Consider the following 13259-nt stretch of genomic DNA (forward strand, 5'->3'; position numbering starts at 1 on the left):
TCGCTCCTCTGTCACCGAGGTGCCGTGACATCCGTCACCCCCGCCCCGGCTCCGGAGCGGGGCGGGCCGCGCCCTCTGCCGGGCGAGGTCTCAGACCGCGCAGCCCGCGAAGAGCACGTCGTCCGAGGAGACCAGGTCCTCCAGAGTCAGCAGGCGGTCGAGGTCGTGGCCGCCGGCCAGGGCGTTGGCGCGCTCCGGTGCGGTCTGGGGGGCGAGGCGCCCCTCCATGACCCCGCCGAGGGCGCGGACGGCGCACGCGGCGACCACTCCCTCCGGGGTGCCGCCGATGCCGAGGACGAGGTCCACGCGGCCCGCGGGATCGGCCGCCTCGATCGCGACCGACACGTCGCCCTCGCCGCGCAGCTCGAGCGCGACCCCGGCCGCGCGCAGAGCCGCGATCAGCCCGGAGTGACGCGGCTTGTCGAGCACGACGACGACCAGCTCCGCGACGGGCTTCCCGAGCGCCGCCGCCAGCCGTGCGGCGTTCTCGGCGGGAGGGAGGTCGAGCGAGACGGCGCCCCGGCCCGCTCCGGAGCAGACCAGCTTGTCCATGTAGAAGACGTCGCGCGGGTCGAACAGCGTGCCTCGCGGGGCCAGCGCGATCACGCTCACCGAGCCGGGGAGCCCCTCCGCCGTGAGCCGGGTCCCGTCGAGCGGATCGACCGCCACGTCGCAGGAGGGAGCGGAGGCGCGGCCGAGGCGCTCGCCGTTCGCGAGCATCGGGGCCTCGTCCTTCTCGCCCTCGCCGATCACGACGACGCCGTCGAACGGAGCGTCGGCCAGCACAGCGCGCATCGCCGCGACTGACGCCTCGTCCGCCGCGACCTTGTCGCCGCGCCCGTACCAGCCGCGCGCCGCCTCGGCCGCCGCGCGCACGGCGGCGGCCACCGCCTCCTGCAGCTCGGCCGGGTAGGCGGGCGACGCGATCAGCCGCAGGCCGCTCATGCGCGCGCGGGCTGAGCGGTCGCGGTGCGGACCAGCCGCTCCAGGGTGCGCAGGCCGTCGGAGGAGAGCACCGACTCCAGGTGCCCCTGCACCGACGCGACGTGCTCGCCGCGCAGGGCGTTGACCACTCCCGTCTCCGGGTCGACCGACACCTCGAGCCCCAGCCGGGGCGTGCGCGCGACGCCGGGGGCGACGGAGGAGAAGGTGTTGTAGAAGCCGATCGCGGCGTCCTCGCCGAACACGTCCACCGCCAGGCGCACGCCCTGGCGGGGCGCGGGCAGCGGCTCGACCGGGAGTCCCGCCAGCAGCGACAGCATCTGGTGGCTGAGGCAGACGGCGAGCATCGGCCGCTCCGCCTCGAGGCGCGTGGTCATCAGCGAGCGCAGGTGCGCGATCCGCGGCTCGGAGTCGTCGCGGGGGTCGCCCGGGCCGGGGCCGAAGACGACGAGGTCGTCGCTCAGCACGTCGGCGACCTCCGACCAGCGCTCGACCCGGGCGTCCATCCCGAGGTGGCGCAGCTGGTGGGCGAGCATCGTCGTGAACTGGTCCTCGTTGTCGACGATCAGCGCGGTGTGCCCGGCGAGGCCGGCGATGTGCTCGGGCGCCTGGGGCCGGAGCCAGAACGAGGCGAGCCGCTCGTTGCGCGCCTCGAGCGCCTCCTGCACGCCCGGCTGCGCGTTCAGGTCGATGGCCGGCGGCACCTCGCGGTGCGGCAGCAGGCCCAGGGCGGAGAGGACGCCCGACGCCTTCGCACGCGTCTCGGCGACCTCGCCCTCGGGGGTGGAGTGGCGCACGAGCGTCGCGCCGGCCGGCACGGTGAGGCGGCCGTCCGCGCGGAGGTAGGCGGTGCGGATGAGGATGGGGGCGTCGACCGTGTAGCCGTGCTCCTCCGGCTCGAAGAGGGCGAGCACGCCGGAGTAGTAGCCGCGCGGCTCCTTCTCGTACTCGGCGATCACGGCGCACGCGTTCTCCATCGGCGAGCCGGTGACCGTGGGCGCGAACATCGTCAGCCGCAGGACCTCGCGAACGTCGAGTCCGGTGCGGCCCTCGAGCAGGTACTCGGTGTGGCTGAGCCGCGACATCTGCTTGAGGAACGGCCCGAGGATGCGGCCGCCGTCCGGGCAGACCGCGCTCATCATCTTCATCTCCTCGTCCACGACCATGAAGAGCTCCTCGCTCTCCTTGACGTCGGCGAGGAACGCGAGCACCTCCTCCCCGGTGGGTCCGGCCGCGGGGTGGCGGAAGGTGCCGCTGATCGGGTTCATCATGGCGACGCCGTCGCGCACCGAGACGTGGCGCTCGGGGGTCGCGCCGACGGCGGTGACCGTCTGCGCGCCGTCGACGCCGGGGGTGTGGATCGCGAAGGTCCAGTACGCGCCGGACTCGTCGGTGAGCAGGCGGCGGAACCAGGCCAGGACCGCCTCGACGGGCGGCGCGTCGGTCTGCGCGACGAAGGCGCGGTTGATGACGAAGTTGGCGCCCTCGCCGCGGCCGATCTCGTCCTCGATCACCCGGCGGACGATGTCGGCGTACTCGTCGTCCGGCACGTCGAAGCCGCGCTCCTCGACCGGGATCTCCCGCTCGGGCAGGAGCCGCAGCACCTCCGCCAGGGGGACGCTCTCGCGCTCGCGCACCACGAGGTTGCGCAGCGGGGCTCCGTCGTCCTTCGCCGCGAAGCCGCGCTCGCGCACCTGCCGGTAGGGCACGAGGGTCAGCACGTCGTCGCCGTCGAGCGGGATGTCGGCCAGGCCCTCGACGTCGAGCACATCGCCCGTGAACACGTCGACGGCGTCGCGGCCCTGGCGGAGGACCACCGCGAACGGCAGCGTCCCGTCGGAGGCGAGGATGCGGGAGAGGAGCGAGGTCATCGTGGTCCTTGAATCGGGTCGTGCCCCACCCGGGCCCTGACATGCAGAACGACCGCCCGGAGGAGGCGGTCGCGTGCGAGGGGTCTGCGCGTCGGTCCGCCTAGGAGGCGGGCCACCAGGGGCTTCGGATCGACGTGCGCACGCGGCGAGTCTAGGGGAGAGGCGGGCGGCGGCCAAGCGGTGTCAGACGGCCGGCCGCTCGGTCGGCTCGCCCCGCAGGGTCCGGAGCAGGAGGGTCGCGCCGGCCGTCGCGGCGGGGGTGGCGACGACCGCGCCCCCGGGGACGAGGAACGCCAGGTAGACGGCGATGCCGAAGCCGAGCGAGACCGCGCGGTGCTCGCCGAGGAGGCGGCGGCGGTCGCGGAGGGAGAGCCCCCGGGCGTCGCCCGCGAACCCGGTCAGCTCGAGCGCGAGGGCCCTCCCGCCGACCAGGGCGCCCGCGACGAGGCCGACGATCGAGCCGACCACCGGCACCAGGCCCAGCAGCACCAGGACCACGCCGATCCCGAGGGAGGTGGCGACCAGCACGGCGGAGTCGCGGAGGCCGCGGCCGACCCCCTGCCAGAAGGTGCTCTCGCGCTCGTCGGGCACGCCGCCGAGGTCGTCCTCGACCCGCCGCCAGATCCGCTCGTAGAAGGGGTCGCCGACCAGCAGGGTCACCGCGGCGAATAGGACCACGCCGAGGGCGAGCACGGCGCCGACCACTGCGATCGAGAGCACCAGGCGGACGGTGGCGGCCGTGCCCTCGTCCCAGCCGCCGGCGAACGGGGTGAGCGCGGTCACCGCGTCCTGCACCCGCGTGAGCACCAGGACCAGCACGCCGACGAAGACCAGACCGACGATCAGGGGCGGGATCGCGCCGAGGAGCATCGCCCGCGGCGAGCGGACCCAGGTGCGGAAGCCGCGGAGGAAGAGCCGGGCACCGAGGCCGAGATCGCGGAGGACGCTCATCCCCCGATCCTCGCAGGTGGGCCCGGGCCGGCGGTCCGGCAGGACACTCGGCCGCACGGGGCGCGGAATCTCAGACCCGCTCGAACGGAGCGAGCAGCCCCGCCATCGCCTTCGTCCGCGGCGCCGCGTACTCGTCGCGCCGCGAGGTGCTGACGCCCATCGCGACGAGCCCCTCCACCAGGCGCACCGCCGAGGCGACGCCGTCGATCACGGGCACGCCCAGCTCCCGCGAGAGGTCGCGGCACAGGTCGGCCATCCCGGCGCAGCCCAGCACGATCGAGTCGGACCCGTCGACGGCCAGCGCTTCGGCGCACTCCGCCAGGATCGCGCGGCGGGCGTCGGAGCGGGGGTCGTCGAGTTCGAGCACGGGGATGTCGCAGGCGCGCACCTGACGGCAGGCGTCGCCGAACCCGGCGCGGCGGGCGATGTCCCAGGCGCGGCCGCTCGTGCGCGAGAGCGTGGTGACCACGCTGAAGCCCCGGCCGACGAGCGCGGCCATGTGCATGGCGGCCTCGGCGATCCCCACGACCGGGCCGCTCGCGATCTCGCGCGCGGCGTCGACGCCCGGGTCGCCGAAGCACGCGATGACCGCGCCGTCGCTGCCGGCCGCCTCCGCCCGGGCGATCTCGTGCAGGACGCCGGGCACGGCGAGCGCCTCGTCGTAGTGGCTCTCGATCGACGCCGGACCCATCGGCGGGGTGACGGCCGTGATCTCGGTGCCGAGCGAGGCGACGGAGCGGGCGGCCCGGCCGATCGCCGCGGTCATCGCAGTGCTGGTGTTCGGGTTGACGACGGTGATGCGCATGGTGGCTCCTCGGTTCGGGTGCCGGGAGAGGGAGGGACCCGCCCGGCGGCCGGTCCGCGGGATGCGGAGCGGCCGGGGCGGATCCCTCCTCCGTGCCGGCCGGATCAGACGGTCGAGCCGTCGCTGACGTGCTCGAGGTCCTCGTCGAGCCGCCCGATCCGCGGCGCGCGCCGCTCGAGCACGGCCATCGCGACGAACCCGAGCCCGCAGCCGAGGAACCAGCTGTAGTCGCCGAGCCAGGTGAACTCCGCGCCTCCCGCCTCCGCGATCCAGCGCGGCACGAGCACCGAGGCGACGGAGGGGACTCCGCCGATCACGGTCGCCCAGACGGCGTTGGGGTTGAAGCCGCGCGAGAACCAGTAGCGGCCCTTCTCGCTCATCGTGTAGAGGTCGTCCACCCAGACGCGCTGGCGGCTGATCAGGTAGTAGCCCGCGATGAGGACGCCGAACAGCGGCCCGATCAGCGCGCCGAGGATGCCGAGCGTGTAGTGGATGGCGGTGTCGTTCGAGTACCAGTTCCACGGGGTGAGCAGCACCGAGCCGACGGCGGCGATCATGCCGCCCATCCGCCAGCTGATCTTCTTCGGGTTGACGTTCGAGAAGTCGAACGCGGGGGAGATGAAGTTGGCGACGATGTTGATGCCGATCGTCGCGATGACGAAGGTGAGCCCGCCGAGGAGCACGGCGAACCAGGTGTCGATCCGCTCGACGGTCTCGATCGGGTCGGTGATCAGCTCGCCGAAGACCGGCACGGTCGCCGACGCGGTGATCACGGTGAGGAGGGAGAAGAAGAGGAAGTTGATCGGGAGGCCGAGAAGGTTGCCGCGCTTCACCGCGCCGTAGCTGCGGGCGTACCGGGAGAAGTCGCCGAAGTTGAGCATCGGCCCCGAGAAGTAGGAGACGACCAGGGCGACGGCCGAGATCATCACCGGCACCGCGGCGGCGAGGTCGAGCGGCTCGCCGGAGCCGAGGGTGAGCGAGATGTTCTCCCAGCCCGCCTGCGACACCAGGTAGACGGCCAGCACGAGCATCACCACGTAGACCGCCGGTCCCGCCCAGTCGATGAAGCGGCGGATCGACTCCATGCCCCGCCAGAACAGCGCGGCCTGCGCGATCCAGAGGATCGCGTAGGAGAGGTAGCCCAGGGCCGAGAGGCCGAGGAACGACGCCTCGGGCGTGTTCAGGGCGGCCATGCCCGGGAAGAACTTGAGGAAGACGATGTTCAGCGACTGCGCCGCCAGGTAGGTCTGCACGCCGTACCAGGCGATCGCGATCAGTCCGCGGATGATCGCCGGGATGTTCGCGCCGCGGATGCCGAAGATCGCCCGGTTGATGACGGGGTAGGGCACGCCGGTGACCTGGCTGGGCTTGGCGACGAGGTTGCAGAAGACCTGCACGATCACGATGCCCACCACCAGGGCGACGAGCACCTGCCAGCCGGCCAGGCCCAGCGCGAAGAGCGAGCCCGCGGTCACGTACCCGCCGACGCTGTGCACGTCCGACATCCAGAACGCGAAGATGTTGTAGCTCGACCAGCGCTGCTTCCGGAGCGGGGCGAGGTCCTCGTTGGAGAGGCGGTCGTCGTAGGCGGCGCTCGCCGCCGCGGCGGGATCCGGATCGACGGGGGGAGCGGTGACTCGGGGTGCGGTGACGCGGTCGGACATGGGTGGATCCACCTCTCGGGCGGTCGTGCGCAGAGCGGCACGGAGCGGATGTGTCAGGGTGGTCGGGACGTCCGGCCGAGGAGGCGGGGCGTCGCGGAGAGCGTTCCGAGTGAAGTCATCACTTCACGCGGGCCACGCTACGAGTCGGGAGGCCGCCGCTCGTTTCGGCTCCGTTACGGCTGTGTGACGATCCGCGAGAGGGGACGGGCCATGCCCTCCGACGACACCGCGCCCGTCGAGGCGGCCGCCCGGGCGATCGCGGACGGTGCTGGACTCGGCGCGCGGCTGCGGGAGCTGCGGCTCTCGGCGGGCCTGTCGCTGAAGGCACTCGCCGGGCGACTCGGCATCTCCGTGAGCGCCGTCTCGCAGATCGAGCGCGGAGCCATGCAGCCCTCGGTCGGCCGGCTGATCGCCCTCGTGGACGCGCTGGGGGTCCCGCTGTCCGCCGTGTTCGACCAGGGCGCGTCGGCGCCGGTCGAGACCGCGGTCGTCCGGGCGCGCGAGTCGGCGCCGGTGGCGCTCGAGGGCGGAGTGCTGTTCCGCCGTCTGGCGCCGCGTCCGCTGGACGCCGTCGACTTCTTCGAGTCGACCTACCCGCCGGGCTCGACCTCGACAGCGCACCGGCAGCTGCTCCGCCACGACGGGTTCGAGATGGGGACGGTGACGCTCGGGGAGCTGACGGTCGAGTTCGAGGACGAGACGGTCGTCCTCGGGCCGGGCGACGCCATCACGTTCCCGTGCGAGCGGCCGCACCGCATGGTCAACACGGGCTCGACCACCGCGATCGCGACCTGGCTGATCGTCCACCGCTGACACCGCGCCGGTGCTTCGCGCCGGACCCCTGGTGGCACCACCTGCGTATGGGACCCTGGTCCTCGCTCCTCCACAACGGGCGGACGACCGTCTCCTGTCCACACCCCGGTCGGGATCGGGGCGCGGCGGGCCCTCGGTGTCGGTACTGCCTGGTGGGCTGGTCTCCTCGACCGAGGGGTGCGGAACGTGGAGGAGCGGATGGACGGCAGGAACGACGAGGGGTGCCCGCGCTGGTGCGCGGGCGAGCACGACGAGCTGGTCGCGGCGGGGGAGCGGCTGCACCGCTCCGCGGCGAGCTCGCTCCCGGTGGTGCTCTGGGCGGGTGGAGACGGGGCCGCGGGCGCGACGGTGCACGTCTCCCTGTGCCGCCCGGGGGAGTCGGGGGAGGACAGGCTCCGCCTGGAGGCCGACGGGCTCGGCGAGGTCGACCTCGATCTCAGCTCGGGGTCGCGGCTGGCCGGCGCGGTGCTCCGGCTACTCGGCGCCGCGTGAGGTGCGCGGCGGGTCGGGTGGCAGGAGGTCCGTCAGCTCGATCTCGAGCGCCTCGCAGAGCGCGAGGAGGGTGTGCAGCGTGGGGTTCGCGGGCGAGCCGGGCTTCGACTCGCCCTTCTCGAACTTCTGGTAGGTGTAGCCCGCGAGCCCGGCCGCGTGGGCGATCCGCTCCTGGCTGGCGCCCTTGGCGATGCGGGCCCGGTGCATGTTGGTGCCGAGCTCGCGGGCGTAGGTCGCCCAGTCGCGCTCGGGAGTGGGTGTCGACATGCCCGCCAGCTTCGGAGAAGTTCGGCCGCGGGTCAGCCATACACGGATGGGAAATTGCCGGTGGTCATACCCGGGTGACCACCGGCGGCGCCTCCGGAGCCCCGAGGGCCCCGCGACGGCAGCGCCTAGTATGGCCGGGTGCCAGTGAACCCCGAACTCGTCGGGCGCGTCTTCGCGCCCACGGAGCCCTATCAGGTGGGGCGCGAGAAGGTGCGCGAGTTCGCCCGCGCCGTCTCCGCGACCTCCCCCCTGCACCACGACGTCGAAGCCGCCCGCGCCGCCGGGCACCCCGACCTCGTCGCTCCGCCCACCTTCGCCGTCGTCGTGCAGGAGTTCACGCTCCAGCAGCTGCTCGCCGAGCCCGACGGCGGGATCGACTTCAGCCGCGTCGTGCACGGAGACCAGCGCTTCGTGCTGTCCCGTCCGGTCGTCGCCGGCGACGAGCTGACCGCGACCCTCTCGGTCGCCGCCATCAAGAAGCTCGGCGCCCACTCGATGGTCACCACCGAGTCCCGCATGGTCGACGCGAGCGGCGAGCACGTCGTCACCGCGATCTCGACCCTCGTGGTCAGGGGAGACGAATGAGCACCGCACTGCCCGCCCTCGCCGAGCTGAGCGTCGGCCAGGTCGTCGCCGAGAGCCGCTTCCCGATCGACCGCGGCACCCTGGTGCGCTACGCGGGCGCCTCGGGCGACTTCAACCCCATCCACTACCGCGACGACGTCGCCGCCGAGGTCGGCCTGCCCGGCGTGCTCGCGCACGGCATGCTCACGATGGGCACCGCGGTGCAGGTCGTCGTCGACTGGGTCGGCGACCCCGGACGCGTGGTCGACTACCAGGTGCGCTTCACCCGCCCCGTCGTGGTGGACCCGCGCGACGGCGCCGCGATCGACGTGGTCGCCAGGATCGGTGCTGTGAACGCCGAGGAGGGCTGGGTCCGCGTCGACCTCGCCGTCTCGGTCGAGGGCCAGTCCGTCCTCGGCAAGGCCCAGGCCCGGGTCCGACTCGCGTGACCTCCGCGCCGCTGCTCTCCGCCCTGACCACCCTCCGCGTCGGCGGACCCGCCGAGCGCCTCGTCGAGCCCGCCACCGAGGCGGAGCTGGTCGAGACGCTCGTCGGCCTGTGGTCGGACGACGAGCCGTGGCTGCTGCTCGGCGGCGGCTCCAACCTCCTCGTGGGCGACGACGGGGTCGAGGGCACGGTCGTGCGCGTGCGCACCACCGGCGTCGAGCGGCTCCCCTCCGACGAGCCGGGGCGCGTGCTCCTGCGGGTGCAGGCGGGCGAGTCGTGGGACGGCCTCGTCGCGACGACCGTGGAGCGCGGCTGGGCGGGCCTCGAGGCCCTCAGCGGCATCCCCGGCACGGTCGGGGCGTCGCCGGTGCAGAACATCGGCGCCTACGGCCAGGAGCTCTCGGACACACTGGTCGCGGTCGACTTCCTCGACGAGGGCGCCCGCGAGCCCGTCCGGCTGACGGCGGAGGAGCTGCAGTTCGCCTACCGCACCTCCGTGATCAAGCAGGGCCGCCGGGGCGCGGTGCTGGCCGTCGAGTTCGCGCTCGAGGAGGTCGGCGCCGAGGGCGACGGCACTCCCGTCGCCTACGGTCAGCTGGCGTCGGCGCTCGGAGTCGCGCTCGGCGACCGCGTGCCGCTCGCGCGGGTGCGCGAGACCGTGCTGGCGCTGCGTGCGGGCAAGGGCATGGTCCTCGATCCGGAGGACCCGGACACCGCGAGTGCCGGCTCCTTCTTCACCAATCCCCTCGTCACGAGCGCGTTCGCCGACTCCCTGCCGCCCGAGGCGCCGCGCTGGCCGGTCGAGCCGACGGCGGAGGCGCCCGTCATCACTCCGCTCGCCGCGGTCGAGGCCGGAGCGCCCGTCGGGCTGCCCGTGCCTCCCCGCGCCGACGGCCTGGTGAAGCTCAGCGCCGCGTGGCTGATCGAGCATGCCGGCGTCTCGCGCGGTTTCGCCCTGCCCGGCTCGCGGGCCGCCGTGTCGAGCAAGCACACCCTCGCCCTGACCAACCGCGGAGGAGCGACGGCCGAGCAGGTCGCCGAGCTCGCCCGGTACGTCCAGGGCCGCGTCCTGGCGGAGTTCGGCGTGCTGCTGCACCCCGAGCCCGTCGTGGTCGGCACCGCGGTCTGAGTCGGCGCGGTCTGCGCGCGCAGGCCCCGCGCTCCCGGGGACGCGCGCCCTCCGGCCGCGGCCTCCTCCGGCTCAGCTGTCGCGGCGGATCCAGCGGAAGCCGAAGCGGCAGGCGACGAGCCCCACGACGAGCCAGATACCGAGCACCAGCGCGACGCCGCCGAGGTCCCACGACCCGTTCACCTCCGCCTCCTCGAATCCGCTCGGCAGGAACACGGCGCGCATGCCCTGCGCGATCCACTTGAGCGGGAAGACGCTCGCCGTGTTCTGCAGCCAGTCCGGCAGCGTCGTGAACGACAGGTACGACCCCGAGATGAACTGCAGCACGAGCAGCGGCGGCACGATCACGGCGGTCGCGCTCTTGCCCGAGCGGGGCAGCGCCGAGACGGCGATGCCGAGGATGGCCGACGTCGCGACTCCTGCCAGGTAGACCCAGGCGAAGGTCGCCCATCGCCCGCTGTCGGTGGGCAGCTCGACCGAGAACACCGTCGCTGCGACGAGGAGCAGCAGGGCCGTCTGCGCGAGGCTCGTCACGAGCACCTGGCCGAACTTGCCGATGAAGTAGCTGAAGACCGGCAGCGGTGCTCCCGCGAGGCGCTTGAGCGTGCCGTCGCCGCGCTCGACCGCGATGTCGACGCCCAGGTTCTGGACGCCCGAGAGCAGGATCCCGGCCGCGGCCAGGCCCGGCACGTAGTACTCCGCCATCGGGATGCCCGGGTCCTGCGGGTTCGCCTGCATCACCGCGGTGTCGCCGAACGCGACCGAGAAGATCGTCAGGAGCAGCACCGGGAAGAGGAAGGTGAAGAACACCTGGTCCGGAGCGCGGAAGTACGAGCGGATCTCGTAGCGGGCCCGGGCGAGTCCGAGGCGGACGGTGCGTCCCGGGCCGGTGGAGAGAGTGCGGGGGCGGGTGGCGACGGCGGTCACGCGGGTTCTCCGATCAGGTCGACCGCGTCGCGGTCCTCGCGGATGAGGTCGAGGTAGATGTCCTCGAGGCTGGGGCGGACGACCTCGAGCGCCGTCGGCTCCCCGATCCGGGCGTGCAGCTCGGCGACGGTCCGGGCGGGCTCGGTGGTGCGCAGCCGGTGCAGCACGCCGTCCTCGCGCCACTGCACGATCGGGACGCGCGCCTCGTCCCCTCCGATCGCGCTCATCGGGCCGATGGCCAGGAGCCGCCCGCCGGAGATCACGGCGGCGCGGTCGCCGAGGCGGGCGGCCTCGTCGAGGTAGTGGGTGGTGAGCAGGATGGTCGTGCCCTCGCTCTTGAGCAGAGCGATCAGGTCCCAGAAGGAGTGGCGGGCCTCGGGGTCGAATCCCGTGGTGGGCTCGTCGAGGAACACCAGCTCGGGGCGGCCGATGATGCCGAGGGCGACGTCGACGCGGCGGCGCTGGCCGCCCGAGAGGCGCCCGATGCGCGAGCGGGCCTTGGACGTCAGCCCGACGGCCTCGATGGTCTCGTCGACGTCGCGCGGTCGCGGATAGAGGCTGGCGAAGTGCGCGATCTGCTCGCGGACCGTCGCGTTGCCGGACTCGCCGCTGGACTGCAGGACGATCCCCAGACGCGCCTTCCACGCCAGGTCGCCGTGGCGCGGGTCGACCCCGAGCACCGACACCTCGCCGCCGGAGCGGTCGCGGTAGCCCTCGAGGATCTCGATGGTCGTCGACTTGCCGGCGCCGTTCGGGCCGAGGAGCGCGAAGGTCTCGCCCCGGTGGATGTCGAAGGAGACTCCCGCGACCGCCGGAGCGCCCCCGTAGTCCTTCCGCAGGTCGCGGACTCGGACGGCGTGGTCTTCGCTCATCGTCACAGCGTGCCCTGTCGCACCCCTCCGGCGACAGTGATCCCCGATTTCCGCCTCCCTCTTGCCCTCCCCGCCCCGAGATGCCAGGCAGCCCTCACCTGTCGGACAGGCCCGTCGCAGTACCCGCCGTCACCGTGCGGCACGGTCGAGCGGCGATCGGCGATCCGCGTGTCACGGATCGTCGTCCGCGCTGCGCACCCCGCTCTCTGCGACGCACCCCCGTCGTCGAGCCGCCGCTGCCGATCGACGGCGCAGGCGGAGGAGGGCTAAACGGTGCCGAAGAGCCGCTGCAAGCGGCGCACGCCCTCGAGGAGCGCGTCGTCGCCGAGGGCGTAGGACAGGCGGAGGTAGCCGCTCGGACCGAAGGCCTCGCCGGGGACGGTGGCGACCTCGGCCTGCTCGAGGATGAGGTCGGCGAGCTCGAGGGAGGTCGTCGGGGTGGTGCCGTTCCACTCGCGGTTCAGGAGCCCGTTCACGTCGGGGTAGACGTAGAACGCGCCGCCGGGGGTGGGGCACTCGATCCCGTCGATCGCGTTCAGCTCGGCGACGATGGTGCGGCGGCGGCGGTCGAAGGCCAGGCGCATCTCCTCGGCCGGCTCCTGCGGGCCGGTGAGGGCGGCGATCGCGGCGCGCTGCGAGATGTTCGAGACGTTGCTCGAGAGGTGCGACTGGAGGTTCGAGGCGCCCTTGATCGCGTCGGCCGGGCCGACCATCCATCCGACGCGCCAGCCGGTCATCGCGTAGGTCTTCGCGACGCCGTTGACGAGGATCGTCCGGTCGCGCAGGGCCGGCACCGCCTCGACGATCGAGGTCGCGTGCTCGAGCGGGCTCGCGTCGTCCTGGTCGCCGGTGGAGTAGACGAGGTTCTGGTAGATCTCGTCAGCGATGATCCAGAGGCCGTGCTCCTCGGCCCACTCGCCGATCTCGCGGGTCTGCTCGGCCGAGTAGACGGCGCCGGTGGGGTTGGAGGGGGAGACGAACAGGAGCACCTTGGTGCGCTCGGTGCGCGCGGCCTCCAGCTGCTCGACCGTGACCAGGTAGCCCTGGTCGGCGCCCGCGAACACGTCCACCTGCACGCCGCCGGCGAGCTTGATCGCCTCGGGGTAGGTGGTCCAGTACGGGGTCGGCACCAGCACCTCGTCGCCGTCGTCGAGGAGGGTCTGGAAGGCCTGGTAGACGGCCTGCTTGCCGCCGTTGGTGACCACGACCTGCGAGGGGTCGACGGCCCATCCGGAGTCGCGCGCCGTCTTCTCCGCGATGGCCGCGCGGAGGTCGGGGAGGCCCGCCGCGGGGGTGTAGCGGTAGTTCCTCGGGTCGAGCACGGCGGCCGAGGCGGCCTCGACGATGTGCTCGGGAGTGAGGAAGTCGGGCTCGCCGGCGGCGTAGGACACGACCGGGCGGCCCTGGGCCTGGAGGGCCTTCGCCTTGGCGTCGACCTTCAGAGTGGCGGACTCGGCGATGGCGGCGATGCGGGCGGAGATGCGCGTGGTGGAGGACACGACGGCCAGCGTATCC

14 protein-coding genes are annotated in these 13259 nt (G+C 73.3%); 5 read left to right on the plus strand and 9 right to left on the minus strand.

What is annotated here, in order from left to right:
* Positions 1–90: 90 nt before the first annotated feature.
* The 5 genes from C5C59_RS09350 to C5C59_RS09370 all read right to left on the minus strand — a co-directional run bounded on the left by C5C59_RS09350 (position 91) and on the right by C5C59_RS09370 (position 6233).
* The gene (locus C5C59_RS09350; RefSeq protein ID WP_104238291.1) at positions 91–945 is read right to left on the minus strand and encodes a fructose-bisphosphatase class II family protein; all 855 of its coding nucleotides are present in this window, start codon (positions 943–945) and stop codon (positions 91–93) included.
* Complete coding sequence (locus C5C59_RS09355) at positions 942–2813, minus strand: anthranilate synthase family protein (protein WP_104238290.1); 1872 nt, start codon at positions 2811–2813, stop codon at positions 942–944. Before C5C59_RS09355 ends, C5C59_RS09350 begins: the two co-directional genes overlap by 4 nt.
* A gap of 183 nt (positions 2814–2996) precedes the next feature.
* Positions 2997–3764 carry an EI24 domain-containing protein gene (locus tag C5C59_RS09360; RefSeq protein WP_104238289.1) on the minus strand — a complete coding sequence of 256 codons (768 nt, stop codon included), beginning with the start codon at positions 3762–3764 and terminating at the stop codon, positions 2997–2999.
* Positions 3765–3834: 70 nt separating this feature from the next.
* Positions 3835–4569 carry an aspartate/glutamate racemase family protein gene (locus C5C59_RS09365; protein WP_104238288.1) on the minus strand — a complete coding sequence of 245 codons (735 nt, stop codon included), beginning with the start codon at positions 4567–4569 and terminating at the stop codon, positions 3835–3837.
* 104 nt (positions 4570–4673) lie between these two features.
* Complete coding sequence (locus C5C59_RS09370) at positions 4674–6233, minus strand: NCS1 family nucleobase:cation symporter-1 (protein WP_104238287.1); 1560 nt, start codon at positions 6231–6233, stop codon at positions 4674–4676.
* Between the two features lie 210 nt (positions 6234–6443).
* On the opposite strand from C5C59_RS09370, the gene C5C59_RS09375 reads away from it, so the two are divergent.
* A complete protein-coding gene (locus C5C59_RS09375) occupies positions 6444–7046 on the plus strand; it encodes a helix-turn-helix domain-containing protein (protein WP_104238286.1) in 603 nt (200 codons plus the stop codon).
* Positions 7047–7244: 198 nt separating this feature from the next.
* Positions 7245–7538 (plus strand): DUF6907 domain-containing protein, encoded by a 294-nt coding sequence (locus tag C5C59_RS09380; protein WP_104238285.1) that lies wholly within the window; start codon positions 7245–7247, stop codon positions 7536–7538.
* Here the strand turns inward: C5C59_RS09380 and C5C59_RS09385 are convergent.
* Positions 7521–7805 carry a helix-turn-helix domain-containing protein gene (locus C5C59_RS09385; protein WP_104223625.1) on the minus strand — a complete coding sequence of 95 codons (285 nt, stop codon included), beginning with the start codon at positions 7803–7805 and terminating at the stop codon, positions 7521–7523. The genes C5C59_RS09380 and C5C59_RS09385 overlap by 18 nt on opposite strands.
* A gap of 138 nt (positions 7806–7943) precedes the next feature.
* Between C5C59_RS09385 and C5C59_RS09390 the strand changes: the two genes are divergently transcribed.
* The 3 genes from C5C59_RS09390 to C5C59_RS09400 are packed head-to-tail and all read left to right on the plus strand — an operon-like array spanning position 7944 to position 9945.
* A complete protein-coding gene (locus tag C5C59_RS09390) occupies positions 7944–8390 on the plus strand; it encodes a MaoC family dehydratase N-terminal domain-containing protein (protein ID WP_104227045.1) in 447 nt (148 codons plus the stop codon).
* Positions 8387–8818 carry a MaoC/PaaZ C-terminal domain-containing protein gene (locus C5C59_RS09395; RefSeq protein ID WP_104238284.1) on the plus strand — a complete coding sequence of 144 codons (432 nt, stop codon included), beginning with the start codon at positions 8387–8389 and terminating at the stop codon, positions 8816–8818. The genes C5C59_RS09390 and C5C59_RS09395 overlap by 4 nt, the downstream gene beginning before the upstream one ends.
* The gene (locus tag C5C59_RS09400) at positions 8815–9945 is read left to right on the plus strand and encodes a UDP-N-acetylmuramate dehydrogenase (RefSeq protein ID WP_104223628.1); all 1131 of its coding nucleotides are present in this window, start codon (positions 8815–8817) and stop codon (positions 9943–9945) included. Before C5C59_RS09395 ends, C5C59_RS09400 begins: the two co-directional genes overlap by 4 nt.
* A gap of 72 nt (positions 9946–10017) precedes the next feature.
* Here the strand turns inward: C5C59_RS09400 and C5C59_RS09405 are convergent, their stop codons facing one another.
* The 3 genes from C5C59_RS09405 to C5C59_RS09415 all read right to left on the minus strand — a co-directional run bounded on the left by C5C59_RS09405 (position 10018) and on the right by C5C59_RS09415 (position 13252).
* Entirely contained in the window at positions 10018–10872 is an 855-nt protein-coding gene (locus C5C59_RS09405; RefSeq protein ID WP_104223629.1) for an ABC transporter permease, read from the minus strand.
* Positions 10869–11744 (minus strand): ABC transporter ATP-binding protein, encoded by an 876-nt coding sequence (locus C5C59_RS09410; RefSeq protein ID WP_104223630.1) that lies wholly within the window; start codon positions 11742–11744, stop codon positions 10869–10871. Before C5C59_RS09410 ends, C5C59_RS09405 begins: the two co-directional genes overlap by 4 nt.
* Positions 11745–12010: 266 nt before the next feature.
* Positions 12011–13252 carry a pyridoxal phosphate-dependent aminotransferase gene (locus C5C59_RS09415; RefSeq protein ID WP_374953278.1) on the minus strand — a complete coding sequence of 414 codons (1242 nt, stop codon included), beginning with the start codon at positions 13250–13252 and terminating at the stop codon, positions 12011–12013.
* Between the last annotated feature and the right edge of the window lie 7 nt (positions 13253–13259).

It is taken from the genome of Rathayibacter sp. AY1F4, from assembly GCF_002931775.1.
Taxonomy (GTDB): domain Bacteria; phylum Actinomycetota; class Actinomycetes; order Actinomycetales; family Microbacteriaceae; genus Rathayibacter.